The 15,524-nt window shown below is 67.9% G+C and carries 11 protein-coding genes; 5 read left to right on the plus strand and 6 right to left on the minus strand.

The window, feature by feature from the left end; genetic code table 11:
- Positions 1-41 precede the first annotated feature (41 nt).
- The 4 genes from HD592_RS07160 to HD592_RS07175 all read right to left on the minus strand — a co-directional run bounded on the left by HD592_RS07160 (position 42) and on the right by HD592_RS07175 (position 8,481).
- The gene (locus HD592_RS07160) at positions 42-2,444 is read right to left on the minus strand and encodes a glycoside hydrolase family 3 C-terminal domain-containing protein (protein WP_184452897.1); all 2,403 of its coding nucleotides are present in this window, start codon (positions 2,442-2,444) and stop codon (positions 42-44) included.
- Between the two features lie 115 nt (positions 2,445-2,559).
- Positions 2,560-5,493 (minus strand): glycoside hydrolase family 3 C-terminal domain-containing protein, encoded by a 2,934-nt coding sequence (locus HD592_RS07165; RefSeq protein WP_184452899.1) that lies wholly within the window; start codon positions 5,491-5,493, stop codon positions 2,560-2,562.
- Between the two features lie 99 nt (positions 5,494-5,592).
- On the minus strand, positions 5,593-6,018 hold the full coding sequence (locus HD592_RS07170) for a hypothetical protein (RefSeq protein WP_184452901.1): 426 nt from the start codon (positions 6,016-6,018) through the stop codon (positions 5,593-5,595).
- 90 nt (positions 6,019-6,108) lie between these two features.
- Complete coding sequence (locus HD592_RS07175) at positions 6,109-8,481, minus strand: glycoside hydrolase family 3 N-terminal domain-containing protein (protein ID WP_184452903.1); 2,373 nt, start codon at positions 8,479-8,481, stop codon at positions 6,109-6,111.
- A gap of 247 nt (positions 8,482-8,728) precedes the next feature.
- Between HD592_RS07175 and HD592_RS07180 the strand changes: the two genes are divergently transcribed.
- From HD592_RS07180 to HD592_RS07195, 4 genes are all read left to right on the plus strand, one after another.
- Positions 8,729-9,547, plus strand: a complete 819-nt coding sequence (locus tag HD592_RS07180) for an HAD family hydrolase (RefSeq protein WP_184452905.1) — start codon at positions 8,729-8,731, stop codon at positions 9,545-9,547.
- A gap of 9 nt (positions 9,548-9,556) precedes the next feature.
- Entirely contained in the window at positions 9,557-10,813 is a 1,257-nt protein-coding gene (locus HD592_RS07185) for an MFS transporter (protein ID WP_184452907.1), read from the plus strand.
- A gap of 95 nt (positions 10,814-10,908) precedes the next feature.
- The gene (locus HD592_RS07190; RefSeq protein WP_184452909.1) at positions 10,909-11,139 is read left to right on the plus strand and encodes a PTS sugar transporter subunit IIB; all 231 of its coding nucleotides are present in this window, start codon (positions 10,909-10,911) and stop codon (positions 11,137-11,139) included.
- Positions 11,136-11,600, plus strand: coding sequence for a PTS sugar transporter subunit IIA (locus tag HD592_RS07195; protein WP_184452911.1), 465 nt, complete (start codon positions 11,136-11,138; stop codon positions 11,598-11,600). Before HD592_RS07190 ends, HD592_RS07195 begins: the two co-directional genes overlap by 4 nt.
- Positions 11,601-11,670: 70 nt before the next feature.
- On the opposite strand, the gene malQ is transcribed toward HD592_RS07195, so the two are convergent.
- Positions 11,671-13,821, minus strand: a complete 2,151-nt coding sequence (gene malQ / locus HD592_RS07200) for a 4-alpha-glucanotransferase (RefSeq protein ID WP_184452912.1) — start codon at positions 13,819-13,821, stop codon at positions 11,671-11,673.
- A 101-nt stretch (positions 13,822-13,922) separates the two neighbouring features.
- Positions 13,923-14,171, minus strand: coding sequence for a PTS sugar transporter subunit IIB (locus HD592_RS07205; protein ID WP_184452914.1), 249 nt, complete (start codon positions 14,169-14,171; stop codon positions 13,923-13,925).
- Between the two features lie 117 nt (positions 14,172-14,288).
- Here HD592_RS07205 and HD592_RS07210 point away from each other — a divergent pair, with 117 nt between their 5' ends.
- Positions 14,289-15,236, plus strand: a complete 948-nt coding sequence (locus HD592_RS07210) for an acyl-CoA thioesterase (protein WP_184452916.1) — start codon at positions 14,289-14,291, stop codon at positions 15,234-15,236.
- Positions 15,237-15,524 lie beyond the last annotated feature (288 nt).

Below are 15,524 nucleotides of genomic sequence, written 5' to 3' on the forward strand. Positions count from 1 at the left end.
TCGCTTTCGCTGTGAGTTCGGGTCGTGCGGCCGTGAGGCCTTCAGTCGTGGGGGCCCTCGAGGCGGCGCCGGGTCGCCCGGTTGGCCCTGCGATTGGAGAAGAAGCCCCCGACGAGGGCCCCGAGCCCCTTGAGGTGACGGCCGTTCACGAGGGCGACGAGTCCGTCGACCATCTCGAGCGAGACGAGGCCGTGGCTCATCTTCCCCAAGGCCCGGAAGGGCATGTTGGAGATGAAGTTGATGTTGAGATCGGGGATCCCCGTCGCGTCCGCCTTCGCCTTCTTCTTCGCGAGCACTCGCGCGCCGAAGCGGGCCAGGGGCGAGGCGGCGCGGCTCATCTGGAAGAGGGGGTCCGAATCCTTCAGGGGGCCCGAGTCCGACTCCTCAGGAGCCTCGCGCCCGAGGAGGGCGGCGAATTCGGCGTCGCTCACGCCGGTGACGCGCCCGCTCAGGTAGGCCCCGAGCTCCTCGCCCTCGCGCACGGCCTCCTCGCCCTCGACCTCGATCTCCCCGTCGAGCACGAGGTCTTCGCAATTCCGCCCGATGCGAATGCGCCACGTGCCGCCCTCGACGCTCCAGGCCGAGCGGGAGGCGTCGAAGTGGCGGAAGGTGTATTCGTCGAAGGGGATGGTGACCGGGGCGGACTCCCCCGCTTCGAGATGGACCTTGGCGAATCCCTTGAGTTCGCGGACGGGTCCCCACACTCCTCCGGGCGATTCGACGTAGAGCTGCGGGACATCCGCACCGGCGCGCTGCGAAGTGTTCGTCACCGTGAAGCTCGCCCCCTCGTCGCTGATGCGCAGATCGGAGTAGGCGAAGCTCGAGTACGACAGGCCGAAGCCGAAGGGGCGGGTCACCGCCGTGCCGGTCGTGCTCGTGAAGCGGTAGCCGACGTAGGGGCCCTCGCGGTACAGCGAGTAGCGGCCCGTGGCCGGGTACCAGGATGAGACGGGCAGGTCCTCGTAGCGGACCGGGTAGGTTTCGGCGAGGCGGCCCGAGGGGTTCACGGCTCCGGTGAGGACGCGCAGCGCGGCGGAGGCGCCCGCCTGGCCCGACAGGGACTGGTGGATGATCGCCTGGGCGCATCCCTCCCAGGGCATCTCCAGCGATGCTCCGGCCGAGAGGACGACGACGATCTTCGCGCCGGTCGATGCGAGTGCTTCGAGGAGCTCCACCTGGACGGCGGGGATGCGCATGTGCGCGCGATCCAGGCCCTCCGATTCGGAGAGCTCATCGAGTCCGATGTAGACGAGGGCGACCTCGGCCCTTCGGGCCAGCCCGACCGCTTCTGCGACGAGGGCGGGATCGGGCCTGCCGAGGCGGTCGTATCCTGCGGCGTATCCGACTGTGTCGAGCGGGAAGCCGGCGAGGACTCCGAGGGTCGTCTCCAAGGATGCGGGGTTCACCTGGGAGGAGCCGGAGCCCTGGTAGCGCGGGTTCTTCGCCATGTCGCCGATGACGGCGACCCTCGTTCCGGGCGCCAGGGGCAGGAGGTCCTCATCGTTCTTCAGCAGGATGATCGACTCTTCGGCGACGCGCCTGGCGAGTGCGGCGTGCTCCTCGGCGGCGAGGGCGGGGCGCGGACCCCTCGAGGGGGCGGCGAAGGCGATGTCCAGGACCTCTTGAGCCCTGGCGTACACGTCTTCGGCGTCGATCAGCCCCTTCTCGACGGCTTCGACGATGCGGCGGGCGGATTCCAGGCCGGGGGCGGGCATCTCGAGGCTGCCTCCGGCGGCGGCGGCCGCTGCGGCGTCATTCGATCCTCCCCAGTCGGAGACGACCATCCCCTCGAATCCCCATTCCCGCCTCAGGATCGTCGTGAGGAGTTCGGGGTTCTCGTGGGCGTAGGTGCCGTTGACCATGTTGTACGACGACATGAGGGTGCGAGGGCGGGCCTCTTTGACGACGATCTCGAAGCCCGTGAGGTAGATCTCGCGCATGGTGCGCTCGTCGATGATCGAGTCCGAGGCCTGGCGCCGCAGCTCCTGGGAGTTCACGGCGAAGTGCTTGGGGCAGGCGGCGACGCCCTGCGACTGGATGCCCCGCACGAGTCCGGCCGCCATCCGTCCGGCGAGAAGGGGGTCCTCGGAGTAGTACTCGAAATTGCGCCCGCACAGCGGGGAGCGCTTGATGTTGAGCCCGGGTCCGAGGAGGACGTCGACGCCGAGGGCGCGCGCCTCCTGGCCGAGGGCGGCCCCCATCTCCTCGGCGAGTGAGGGGTCCCATGAGGAGGCGACGGCGGCGGCCGTCGGGAAGCAGGTCGCCGGCTCGGCAGCGGCGATCCCGAGGTGGTCGCCGCTGCCGAGCTGGCGGCGGACGCCGTGAGGGCCGTCGGACATCACGAAGGAGGGGATCGAGCGGGCCGGCAGGGCCCTGGAGTCCCATTCGGAGGCGCCGGACAGGAGGGCGGCTGCTTCGAGGAGCGTGAGGTCGTGGGAGTTCACGGCGGTCTTCCCTTCGGGTTCGCTTCGGGCGATCGTGCCCGTGAGCGGGGATTTCGATGGTGGTGGAGGAGCCGGTCCCCGGGGCGGGCGGTCTGGCGCCCGCCCCGGGATCGGCTCACTCGCCCTCGTCGACGCTGATCGCGCCCGGGGCCTTCACTTCGCGGACCCTGCGCGCGACGCCGTAGGCGCCGCCGAGGATGCCGAGGAGCACGAGCGCGGACGCGCCGTACTGGATGTACTTCCAGGTCGGGGGCGTGTAGGTGACGGTCGCACCGGGGGCGAGGCCGTTCATGGCGTTCGAGTTCGCCACCGAGTACAAGATGTTCTTCGTGGCCTTGCGGATGTTCGTCTTCGCCAGCGCCGACTTCGTGTCCTTGTAGGACTTGGACGGGGCGAAGGAGAGCGTGAGATCGGTTCCGGCGTCGATCGCCTGATCGGGACTCATGTAGTTGTAGAGGTTGAAGTCCGTGATCGCGAAGCCGGTGAAGCCCCATTCCTTCCGCAAGACATCGGTCATGAGGGCCTTGGAGCCGCCGGCCCAGGTCCCGCCCACCCTGTTGAAGGAGCTCATGACGGCGAGGGATCCGATCGGCGCGGTCTTCGTCGCGCCCTCGTCGTCGGCGATGTAGCTGACTTCGGAGCTCACGCCCTTGACGGCGATCTCGAAGGGCTTGAGGTAGAGCTCGCGGATCGCCTGCTCGTTCGCCCAGGAGGCGACGCCGTTGTTCACGCGGTTCGTCTCCTGATCGTTGAGCGCGAAGTGCTTGAGCGTCGTGTAGAGGCCCTTCTCGATCGCGCCCTGGGAGACCGCCTCGCCGAGGAGGCCGGACAGGAGCGGGTCTTCGGAGTAGTACTCGAAGTTGCGGCCCGCGAAGGGGCTGCGATGGAGGTTCATCGCGGGCGCGTACCAGCCCGAAACGTCCTTGAGCAGCGATTCGTTGCCGACCATCGTGCCCATCTCCTTGGCGAGTTCGACGTTCCAGGTCTGGGCGATCGTGTACTCGGAGGGGTAGGCGGGGCCGTTGACGGAGGCGTTGATGAAGGAGGAGAAGCCCGCAGGTCCGTCGAGGTCGGTGACGGCCGGCTTCGCGATCGAGGGGAGCGCCGCCGAGTTGTAGGCGCCGTTGAGGAGCATGTCCGTCATGTCGGAGACGTCGAGCGAATCGAGGAGCTCATCCCACTTCGGATCGTCGTAGGGGCGTCCGCGAAGATCCACGAGGGTGAGCTCGGTGTCCGCCCCGGTCGTGGGCTCTTCCGCGTCGGAGGCCTCGGCCGCAGCCTTCGCGTCGTACTCGGCGAATCCCGCCTTCGCAGCCTCGGAGGCGTGCATGCGCTCGGTGCCCAGCGGCGAGGTCGGGAAGGTGCCCGCGAAGTCGGCGCGCGACATGTTGAGGATCTTCGCCGTATCGGCGGCGTCGTCGCTGAAGTCGCCGGAGACGTCGTCGAAGCGGTTGGCCGCCACCGCCGCATCGCTCGACCGGGGGTTGTCCTCGTCGTAGACGACGGTCTCGGCGACCGTGTAAGTCATCGGCTCGGTCCCCTCGGCGAGGGTGTGGGAGTCCGTGCGGACGCTGATCACGTAGTCGCCCGCCTCGAGCACGTAGGCGCCCTCGCCCTCGTAGTCGTAGGACGCCATGTCCTCGACCGGGAAGGAGACGGTGAGCGTCTGCGAGGCGCCCGGCTCGAGGAGCCCGGTCTTGGCGAAGCCTCCGAGGACGACCTCGGACTTCTCGATGCCGCCCGGGGTGTAGGGGGCCGAGTAGTAGACCTCGACGACGTCCTTGCCCGCGACGCCCCCGGTGTTCGTCACCTCGACGTCGACGGAGATGCTCCCCTTGACGTCGTCGAAGGTCTGGGAGACGACCTTCTGGGAGAAGCCGGTGTAGCTGAGGCCGTAGCCGAAGGGGTAGACGACGGCCGAATCGTAGTCGATGAAGCCCTCGGCGCCTGCCGTCTCGTAGTAGCGGTAGCCGACGTAGATGCCCTCCTGGTACTGGACGAAGGGGGCCTCCTGCGTGACCGTGGCGTTCGAGGCCGCGCTCGACAGCGCCGAGGAGGAGTAGCTGACGGCGAGGTCGTCGTAGATGAAGCCTCCGAAGTTCACGAAGGTCGGGTCCTTCGTGAAGTCCGCGGCCCAGGTGTCGCTGGTCTTGCCGGAGGGGTTGATCTCGCCGGAGAGGACCTTGCCGACGGCGCTGAAGCCGGTGAGGCCGGGCGAGCCGATGAGGAGCACCGAATCGATCCCGGGGTCGGCCTGGACCTCGCCGAGTTCCATCGTCGTCGAGGAGTTGACGACGACCACGACTTTGTCGAAGTCCTTCTTCGCGAGTGCGATGAGGTCCTTCTCGTCCTTGTTGAGCTCGAGCTGGTGCTGGCCGTCGGCGTAGTTGTCGTCCCAGCCCTCCATGGACTGGGCGAGGTCGCCGCCCTCGCCGCCGGCGCGGCCGATGAAGACGATCGCCGCGTCACCGTATTCGGCGAAGGTGGACTCCTGAGCCCGGTACTGGTCGATGGGGAGCTCGCCGACCGTGTAGGTCGAGGTCGCGGGGCTGTCCATCTCGATGATCGCCCGGTCGTTCTCGGCCGCGAAGGCTTCGATGGCGGAGTAGACGGATTCGTTGACCTGGAATCCGGCGTTCACCAGGCCGGTCTTCGCGTCGATCGCGCTCGTCGTGTCGACCGATCCCGATCCGGAGCCCCCGTAGATCGGGTCCGCGGCCGAACGTCCGAGCATCGTGACCTTCGCGCCCGATGCGAGCGGGAGGGCGCCCTCGGAGTTCTTCGCGAGGACGATGCCCTCGCCCTCGATCCGCTCGATGAGATCAGCGGCCGGAGCGTTGAGATCGTCGACGTTGTCGTAGTCGGCGTCGTAGTAGTCCGTATCCCAGTCTTTCGCCGAGTCGGAGTTCTCCACCGTGTAGGTTCCGGCTCCGAGCTGCGATCCGATCCACTTGTCGAAGATCCCGATCGCGATGTTCACCACGACGACGAGGACGAGGAGGACGGCGAGGATCAGGATCCAGATCGCCATGAACTTCTTGTTCGTCATCGGGGGCTTCTTCGTTGAGGCAGCCACTATTTCCCAAGCTCCTTAGCTCGCGGGGTGTTCAGGAGTGCCCGTGGGGGCGTGTTCGGGACGAGCCCGAGGTCACTCGGATTTCTCCGAGATGTTGCCGTCCTGGTCGATCTCCCAGGTCTTCTGCGATTGCGCCGCCACGGCGCCGATGATGAACTTCGGGCCCTTCTCGATCTTGACGATCGAGGTCGTGAGCTTCTCGGTCGCCTCCGAGTAGGCGTAGGGGACGACGAGCATGCCGTACTTCTCGGTCGGCTTCTTCACGTCGGAGGCGAGGTAGATCTGGTCGAGGTCGGGGTTGTCGGCGAGCGTGTCGAGGATCGTCTGGCGGGCGAGCTCGAGGTCGGCCTTGGTCTCGGCGTCCTCGCCCTGAGCGGCCGAGTCGGAGGCGGCGGACTGGGCGGCGGGGGCGTCGGAGCCCGAGCACGCGGCGAGGGCCGAGGAGCCCGTGAGCGCGAGGGCGAGCGCGACGCTGATGCGCAGGAGCGAGTTCTTCATGGGAGTGTCCTTTTCTTCACAGGGCTTGCGCCCTCGTTCATGATGGTCTGGGGCCGCGGGGCGGGGCGGCCCGCCCCGCGGCCCGGGGGCTCAGTCGGTGATGACCGAGCCGTCGAGGTGGAGTCCGAAGCCGTAGTCGTAGGTGTTGCCCGCAGCGTCGGTGTAGGGGGTCACGTCCTTGGCGACGTCCTCCTTGTTGGCCTCGACCGTGTCCATGTCCTTGGGGAACTGGATCGGAAGGCGGCCGTTGGATTCGTGCAGTCCGAGGGTGATCTTGACGAGGGCTTCATCGGCGGTGCCGAAGCCGATGACGATCGCGTCGGAGGCGGACTCGAATTCGGCGGGGATCACCGGGTTGGTCGCACGGATGATCGTGATGACCGGGATGTCCTTGCCGGAGGCGTCGACCGCTTCGCGGGTGCGGAGCATCGCGTCGAGGTCGGCCTCGTTGGTGAGGCGCGAGGTGTTGCCGAAGTAGGAGCGGTTCTCCTTGGTGCCGTCGGGCAGGATGTCGCCGGAGATCGAGACCTTGCGGACGTTCGGCCCGTCGGCCGTGTAGGGGCGGTACTGGAGGGACAGCGGGTACCAGGTGTTGGTCTCGGTGTCGTGGCCGGAGTTGGCGAAGACGGCGCCGGCGCTCGGGGAGTTCATGCCGACGAGGGCGATGTCGACCTCGGACAGGTCGGGCGCGGTGTAGCTGAAGGTGCCGTCGGCATTCTCGGTGACCTCGTCGGTGACGACCGCCTTGAAGTACTTCTTGAGGACGTCCTCGTCGAGGGAGAGGCCCTCGGTGATCTCGCCGGGGCCGAAGAGCGAGGTGCGGCCGAGATCGAAGGTGTGGGGGACGTAGACGGTCTTGTCGGAGAAGTCGGCCTTCTCGTTCAGCGTGATCGCGCCGTCGTTCTTCAGGGTGACGATCGAGTTGAGCTGGGCCTCGATACCGGCGTCGACCTTGTCCTGGGAGCCGACGCTCGCCTGCGAGGCCTCGAGCTCGAGGTAGGGGTTGTCGAAGGCGTCGGCGTTGAACTCCATCGCGAGGACGCGCTGGGCGGACTGCTGCCAGCGGGTCTGGGCGTCGATGTCGTTCACGCCCGCCTCGAAGTCCTTCTGCCACATGTCGTAGGCGGCGAGGACGGGCGCCGCGTCGTTGTTCCCGCCGAACATGTCGGTGCCGCCCTTGATGACGGCGTAGTGGCGCTCCTCCTTCGTCATGTCGTCGATCCCCCAGCCGGTCGCGATGAAGACGTCCGGGTCGGACAGGGCGTTCGTGATGCCCCAGTCGGAGCAGACGACGCCGTCGAAGCCGTTCTTCTCGCGCAGCTCGGTGAGCTTGCCGGCGTCGTAGGAGGAGCCCTTGCGATCGGTGTAGACGGGCTCGCCGTTGGCGTCGAGGGTCACCGAGTAGGAGGTCATGACGGCGGCGGCGTCGAGGGCCTTCTGGAAGACGGAGATGTGCTCGGCGGAATTGGCGCCGACCATGACCTCGTACTTGCCGGCTTCGGTGTGGGATTCGCGCCCGCCCTCGCCGGCGCCGTCGCCGGGCCAGTGCTTGATCATCGCGTTGACGGAGTCGGCGCCCCAGCCCTGGTCCTCGCCCTTCTCGTCGAAGGTGCCCTGGAAGCCCTCGACGTAGGCGGCGGCCATCTGACCGGCCATCGTCGCGTCCTCGCCGAAGGTTCCGGATACGCGGAGCCAGCGGGGCTCGGTGGCGAGGTCGATCTGCGGGGACAGGGCGGTGGAGATGCCGAGGGCCTTGTACTCCGAGGAGGCGGCCTTGGCGAATTCGAGGACCGTCTCCGGCGAGAAGGTCGCCGCGAGTCCGAGCGAGGACGGCCACTTGGAGATCTCACCGGCCTCGGTGAACAGGCCGGTGTTCGACGCGTCCGAACGGGGGTCCGAGGAGTAGTTCACCGGGATGTAGGGGGTTGCCTCGGCGGCGAGGGTCTCCACGTAGGCCTGCATCTCGTTGACCCACTGGACGTTCTGCTTCGCATCCGAGGTGCCCGCGTTGAGGACGTTGCGCAGGAAGGACTGCGACAAGTAGGTCTTCTGCTCGTCGGTGAGGCCGTCGCCGGGGGCGCGCTCGTGGGAGGAGAAGAGCATGAGGCCGGCCATCTGCTCCTTGGACAGGCCGGTCACGTAGTCGGCGGCGCGCTCCTTGGCGTCGAGGCGCCAGTCCTCGGCGGGATCGAGTTCGCCGTTGCCGTTGAGGTCCTTGAAGGCGTAGGTGTAGTCGCCGTCCTTGGCCTCGACGGTCTTCATCCCGCCTTCGGTGGAGAAGGAGAGCACCTGGCCGCCGTTGGGGTTGACGACCTGAGTGAAGGCGGTCTTGCCATCGGTCTTCTCAGCGGTGGTGTAGGTGTTGCCCGATCCCGACGCCCCGGTGGTCGTCGAGCATCCGGCGAGCACGAGCGCGAGGGCGCCGACTGCGGCGGCCGCGCTTGTACTGCGAGAGATCCTCATTGGTTTCTCCTCAGGTTTGAACTTCAACTCCAGTGTTGTGAGAGCACCCGTCGCCTGCATGGACTCTGAGTGACGCCCCGAGCCTATGAACGCCGTCGGGGCGAACTCATGCGCCTCTGCATGATCTGTCGCTTCGCCGACATGATTTGTCGCTCCGTTATCGAAGCGTGATCGGGCCGCTATGGAATCGTGATCGGCGGGAGGACTCCCCCGTTTCTCCAAGCCCCCGGTCGTATACGGTGGCGTTATGCCCGATCCCATGCTCGTCTTCACCGACCTCGACGGAACGCTCATCGACCACTCGCAACGGATCCCCGATTCAGCCGTCGAGGCTCTCGCGGCGGCGCACGACGCGGGGCACCGCCTCTTCATGTGCACGGGGCGTTCCCTGCCGGAGATCTACCCCCGTCTGTGGGACTTGGGCTTCGACGGGATCGTGGCGGGCGCCGGCGGATACGTCCGCGTCGATGGAGAGGTCATTCACGACCGGAGGATCGACGCGACGACCATTCGGCGATTGACCCGTATTTGGGATCGTTTCGACGGCAGATGGATCTGGCAGGGACCGGACGCCATGCATCCCCACCCGGATTTCATGAATTCCTTCATGCGCCTCATGGACGCAGAGCTCTCCGGTTGGGAGGAGTACGCGAAGGCGCTCGCCCCCTTCCTCGAAGAAGGCCTCCCCTCCTCGACGACGAAGTGCACGGTCTACTTCGAGCACGGGCGAACGAGCGTGAATGAACTGCTCGATCTCATCCCCGCGGATATGCGACTCATACCCGGCTCGATCGAATCCGAAGGAACGCTCGTCGTCGAAAGCTACCCGGCCGACGTCTCCAAAGGACGCGGGATCGAGCTCGTCGCGCAGCACTACGGCATCCCGCTCGCCCGAACCGTCGCGATCGGCGATTCGACGAATGACCTCGAAGCCCTCACCACCGCCGGTGTGGGGATCGCCATGGGCGGGGCTTGTGCCCGGGTGAAGGCCGCGGCCGACCATGTGACGGCCCCGATCCACGAAGACGGTTTCGCGCGGGCCTTGCGCATCGCCGCCTTGATCTAGACTGCTCCGGTGCGCTCCCGCTCCCCCTTGTCCTCCTCCCCCGCCTTCTTGCGGCTCTGGGTCGGGCAGACGGCGAGCCTCTTTGGCTTCCAGGTGGCGACGATCGCGACCTCGACGATTGCGATCACGCACCTGCACGCCTCGACCCGCGCCCTCGGAGTCCTCAGTGCGCTTCAAACGGCGGCCTTCCTCCTCATCGGGCTGCCCGCGGGCGCTTGGGTCGACGGATGGCGCAAGCGCCCGACGATGATCGTCGCGGATCTGATCCGTGTCGCCGTCCTCCTCACGGTCCCGCTCGCCGAGGCCTTCGGGACGCTCACCCTGACTCATCTCATGATCGTCGCCGCGGTTCTCGGATTCGCGACCGTCTTCTTCGACGTCGCCTACCAGTCCTACGTCCCCGCCCTCGTCGGCCCCGGCCTGGTCGCCGATGCGAACGGCCGTCTCGAGGCGAGCTTCCAGGTCGCCAGGGTCGGCGGACCAGGCCTCGGCGGATGGCTCCTCGGGGTCCTCGCCGCCCCCTTCGTCTACCTGTTCACCGCTGCGGCCTACCTGTTCAGCGCCGGGGCGATCCTCTTCATCTCAGACCCCGAGCCCGCGCCTTCCCGCGCGGGCCGGCCGGGCCTGTGGAAGCGGATCGGCGAGGGAGTGGCCTATGTGCGCTCGCAGCCCCTGCTCGCCCCGCTCTTCGCGTGCATCGCCGCCTCGGCCTTCTTCTCGCAGGGACAGGTCGTGCTGTTCCCCGTGCTCGTCCTGCGCGAGCTCGGGATGTCCGCGACCGCCCTCGGCGTCCTCCTGTCGCTCGGGGCGATCGGCGGCATCGCCGGAGCGATCGCCAGGCCGTGGCTGTCGCGCAGGCTCGGCGAGGGCCGCTCCATCAGCGTGTGCGCCCTCCTCGGAGTGGCCGCGACCCTGGGCCTGCCGCTTTCGGCCGGTCTCGGGCCTTGCGCCGTTCCGCTGATCGTGGGCGCCTCGGTGGTCTCCTCCTTCTTCCTCACGATCTACAACGTCACGCAGATGAGCCTGCGTCAGCGGATCTGCCCTCCGGAGCTCCTCGGACGCCTCAATGCGACCTTCAGGTTCGCCGTATGGGGCATGATGCCCCTCGGTTCACTCGCGTGCGGAGCCCTCGCGGGGGTCCTGGGCACCACCGCCGCCCTCTACCTGTTCATCGCGGGCAATCTCATCGCGGCGGCGCTCATGGCCTTCACCCCCGCGGGCCGTCTGGATACGCGACGCGACCCGGCGCGCCACCGGCTGGATTGACCGATTCGTCTCGCCGATGACCAGGGCGAGGGGCTCCGAGCGCGCTATCCTGAATGTGACGCACATCCTAGTCGCGCAGCTTGAAGGAGGACGCGATGAACCAAGCGGAAACGATTCTTGCGGCACTGGGCGGTTGGGACAACATCAGGAGGCTCGAAGCGTGCATCACGCGCATCCGAGCCGATGTCCTCGACGACGAAGCCATCGACGAAGCAGCGCTCCGGAAGGCGGGGGCCTTCGGCGTCGTCACCATCGGCGACACCGTCCAGGTCGTCATGGGCCCCGAGACCGAGGCGATCGTCACCGCGATCGAGGCTCTTCGGTGACTCTCATCGTTCACGCACCCCTCAGCGGGGTCGTGATCGATGTGGAGGACGTTCCCGACCCGGTCTTCGCCGGGGCGATCATCGGACCGGGATTCGCGATCCTCCCCGACGCAGAAGAGCGGGTCACCCAGGTCCGCGCACCGGCGTCCGGCATGGTCTCCGCCTTCCACCCCCACGCCTTCGTCATCAGCGCCGAGGGCGAGGCGCCCGTCCTCGTCCATCTCGGCATCGACACGGTCGATCTCAAGGGCGAGGGCTTCACCGCCTTCGCGGGCGAGGACGAGCCGGTCCGCCAGGGGGACCCCCTCATCGAATGGGACCTCGGCGTCGCGAGGGCGGCGGGCCTGCCCACGGTCGTGCCGGTCATCGCCCTGTCCCCCGCGGCGCGCGTCACCAGGATGGTCGACGCGGGTGCGCGGGTGGAAGCCGGTGACCCCATCGCAGGCTTCGCACTCGGCTGAGCCAAGCGGGACGAGGGGGCGGGCGCATCCTTTCCCGGATGCGCCCGCCCCTCTCCCGCGTTCGAAGCGTCTAAGCCCTCACCTGCGCGTTGAGGACGGAGAAGAGGGAGTTCAGGCGCGGGTTCGAAGGCAGGGCGTCGATGAGGACCTCCACCCCGTCGCCGTCGCCCAGGGGCACCCGCCAATTCGGGTACTCCCGGTAGGTGCCCGGGAGGTTCTGCGGCCTCCGATCGCCCACGGCGTCCACGAGCGAGGCGACCACCAGCTGCGAGGGGGTCTTCGCCACGTACGCGTGCAGGGCCTCGATGATCTCCTCCTCGGTGGGCGAGGCCGAAGACACGAGGCCGTACTCGCGCAGACGCGCCGTCACCTGCTCGAGTTCCAGACGATCCTGCGCCCTCACCGATTCGACGTCCTCCACGAGGAGCCCCAGCTCATGACGCAAAGTGGTCTGGATCCCCTGAAGATAACCGGCCGTAGGCGGGAGGTCGTGCGTGTTCACGGCCGCGAGGCATTCGCGCCGGTAGGCGCCCGGATGCAGGGGCCACCCGCCCTCGTCCTTCTCGAACCAGAGGATCGAGGTGCCCAGAATCCCCCGATCGCGCAAGTAGTCGCGCACCCAGGGTTCAACCGTTCCGAGATCCTCGCCGATGACGACCGCGCCGGCGCGCTGGGCCTCGACGAGCACGGCGCCGACCATCGCCTCGTGGTCGTAGTAGACGTAGGTCCCCTCGGAGGCACCGCCCCCCGCGGGGATCCACCACAGCCTGAAGAGGCCCAGAATATGGTCGATCCGGATCGCGCCCGCATTCGCCAGGGCGGCCCGCACCATCCGGCGCAGCGGCTCGTACCCCGATTCGGCCAGCGCGCGCGGCGACCACGGCGGTTCCGACCAGTCCTGCCCCTGCTGCGAATACATGTCCGGCGGCGCCCCCACCGTCATGTCCTTCGCGAAGAGGCCCTGATGAGCCCATGTCTCCGAGCCCTTCGAGTGAACGCCGACGGCCAAGTCGGCCATCACGCCGATATCCATGCCGACCGACTTCGCGACCTTCTGGGCCTCGCGGAACTGCTCCGAGGCGATCCACTGGCACCACTGCCAGAACTCGACGCGATCGGCGAGTTCGAGCCGCGCCTGATCCGCGCTCGGAGCACCGCAAGAACCCACCTCATCGGGGAGCACGACGCCCTCATTCGCCTCCACCAGGGCGCACCAGAGCGCGAAGTCGCGCAGATCCTGCCCGCCCTCGGCGACGAAATGACGGAACTCCGAATTCCGGTGGTAGGAGCGCGGCACTGCGAAGAGGAGTTCGAGGGCCTTGCGCTTCGCCTCCCAAGTACGATCGCGATCCACGAGGGCGTCCGTCGTATCGGTCGCATTCGCGGCCAGGCGCAGCTCCTCGATGGCCTTCTTCGCCTCGAGGGTCAGGGCCGAGTACTCGTGGATCGCCTCGGGGCGCACGTACACCGGATTCACCCAGCGGCGCGAAACCGGCAGGTACGGTGAGCTCTCCATCGGCGCGATCGGCGAAGACGCGTGGATCGGGTTGATGAGGAGGAAATCAGCACCGCGATCGGCGCACACGGCGACGAGGTCCGCGAGGTCCTCGGCATCGCCCAGCCCCCAGGACTTCGACGAGCGCGTCGAATACAACTGCGCCGCCACCCCCCAGCGCCGCCTCCCATCGGCGAGCGGACCGTTGTCGATGCGGTTCGGCGCCACGAGCAGCGTCGTCGAATGCACATCGCCGCCCTCGAGGGTCGCGATCACCCGGTGCCAGCCCGCGCCCAGATGAGCGGGGGTCTCGAAAGTCGCGCGCCCCACGAGGGCGCCATCGACCCACCTCGGGGGCACCCAGCGATCGAGCTGGACGCAATCCCCCGTGCTTCCGTCCTCGGCGACCCAGGTCACCCGCACCCACGTGCCATCGGGGACGTGGACGGGGAACTCCCGGGATGAGCCTTCGCGCGCGACGATCGTCGCAGGCAGGGCGCGCCTCCACTCCCGGGTCTCCGTCTCCTCGAGCGCGGCGTGGACGTCCCCGACCGTCGAGGAGCGCGAAACCGCCACGCCGAGCGACTCGAGAACCGCCAGAAGGGACTCGGCGCTCACATCCTTCTGATTGCCGTACCAATCCCAGAAGTGGGCCGATACGCCGTTTCGATCAGCGAGGGTCCGCAAGGCTCCGATGTCGGCGGTTGCAGGGGCGTTGAGATCCACGAATTCGGCTCCTTCGGTTCGCGTCGTGCGAGCGCCAGTCTAATTCGTCGACAACCACCGGGGACGGCCTCGGAGGGGAAAAACTCGAAGCGTGTGCGCTCTCACTGGGGCGCGTCGCCGTCGAGGATCCTCCCCATCTCGTCGGCGATCGCATCCGAAGCGAGACCCGCGACGATCTGCACGACATTGCCCGAGCGGACGACCGCGAGCACGCAGTCCAAGCGAAGGGCCGCCTCCTCGACGGCCGCTTGATCATTGACCTCGACGCGAATCCGCAGCGCACAGGGCTCGATGTCGCGGATGTTCCCGCTTCCGCCCAGTGCGTCGATCAGCTCGACAGCCGCGCTCATTGATTCCCTTCCGTCATCTCTGCGATCCCCGTCACAGCCTAGTGCTCGTCTCACGAAGTGGGCAACGCAACGATTCCCCTCGGCCCTTGACTCCGACGGTGGACGACAATGGAGGCCATGACCCGACCCGTCGACGTTCCCCTGATCTCGACTGAGCCCGTCGCCTCAGTCCTGCGGATCCTCGCGCTCCACGAAAGCGGGGAGGACGCCTTCACCGGCCGTTCGCTCCCCCAGGTGCGCCGCGTCTACGGAGGCCAGGTGATCGCCCAGGCTCTGCTCGCAGCGGCCGCGACGGTCGACGCCGCCCGCCTCCCCCACTCATTCCACGCCTACTTCATGCGCGGCGGCGACCCTTCGGCGCCCTTCACCCTGAAGGTCGACCGTCTCCGCGACGGCCGCTCCTTCTCCTCGCGCCGCGTGATCTGCTCCCAGGACGATGCGGAGATCCTCGCCCTCCAAGCCTCCTATGAGGGACCCGAGGAGGGCCTCGTCTTCACTTCGCCCGCGCCGCCGGTCCCCGCTCCCGAGCATCTGGAGTCCGCCATCGAGATCTTCCGGGCCATCGATCATCCCGTCGGCCGCTTCCTCGGGAAGACGACGGCCTTCGACGTGCGCCACGTCCAGCAATCCCTCTACACGAAGCCCGATCCGGCGCGCTCGAGCACTCAGCAGCTGTGGATGAAGCCCCGGGCCGTGATCCCGGGGGCCGCCGGTCAGCACCTTCACCGCGCGCTGCTGGCCTATGTGATCGACCAGATCATGTTCGAACCGGCGATGCGCGTGCTCGGCCTGTCCTGGATGACGCCGGGAATGTCCGCGGCGTCCCTCGACCACGCGATGTGGTTCCACCGCGATCTCGACATCAACGACTGGCTCCTCTTCGACGGCGAGTGCTCCAATGTGAACAACGGTCGCACCCTGTGCCGTTGCAGGGTCTTCACCCGCGAGGGCGTTCTCCTCGCAGAGGCCGAGCAGCAGGGGATGCTGCGGGTGCCGGGCGAGGGCCAGCGTGGCTCGGGGCGCTGGGGCTTCGGGGTGGACCAGCTGCGAGGCTCGCGGGGCTGAGGTCCCCTGCGCGCCCGGGGTCCCCGTCGCCGCCTCCGGCGCCGATTCACGAGGGCGCGGCCGGGCGCCGGATGCGCCGAAGGGCCGCGACCCCCTGAAGAGTCGCGGCCCTCAAGCCGTCCTCGAAACGCAAGCGCTTCGGCGTCTCGGCTCAGTCGCGCGTATTCGGGCCCAGCCCTACGGCGCGCCTCCATCGCCTCGCGCTCGAAACGCAAGCGCTTCGGCGTCTCGGCTCAGTCGCGCGTATTCGGGCCCAGCCCTACGGCGCGCCTCCATCGCCTCGCGCTC

This window comes from Schaalia hyovaginalis (genome assembly GCF_014208035.1).
GTDB lineage: Bacteria > Actinomycetota > Actinomycetes > Actinomycetales > Actinomycetaceae > Pauljensenia > Pauljensenia hyovaginalis.

Excerpts from the sequence above, each read along its gene's own strand:
- HD592_RS07165 (WP_184452899.1), bottom strand. The coding sequence starts at position 5,493 with ATGACGAACAAGAAGTTCATGGCGATCTGGATCCTGATCCTCGCCGTC.
- HD592_RS07170 (WP_184452901.1), bottom strand. The coding sequence starts at position 6,018 with ATGAAGAACTCGCTCCTGCGCATCAGCGTCGCGCTCGCCCTCGCGCTC.
- HD592_RS07175 (WP_184452903.1), bottom strand. The coding sequence starts at position 8,481 with ATGAGGATCTCTCGCAGTACAAGCGCGGCCGCCGCAGTCGGCGCCCTC.
- HD592_RS07180 (WP_184452905.1), top strand. The coding sequence starts at position 8,729 with ATGCCCGATCCCATGCTCGTCTTCACCGACCTCGACGGAACGCTCATC.
- HD592_RS07190 (WP_184452909.1), top strand. The coding sequence starts at position 10,909 with ATGAACCAAGCGGAAACGATTCTTGCGGCACTGGGCGGTTGGGACAAC.
- HD592_RS07205 (WP_184452914.1), bottom strand. The coding sequence starts at position 14,171 with ATGAGCGCGGCTGTCGAGCTGATCGACGCACTGGGCGGAAGCGGGAAC.
- HD592_RS07210 (WP_184452916.1), top strand. The coding sequence starts at position 14,289 with ATGACCCGACCCGTCGACGTTCCCCTGATCTCGACTGAGCCCGTCGCC.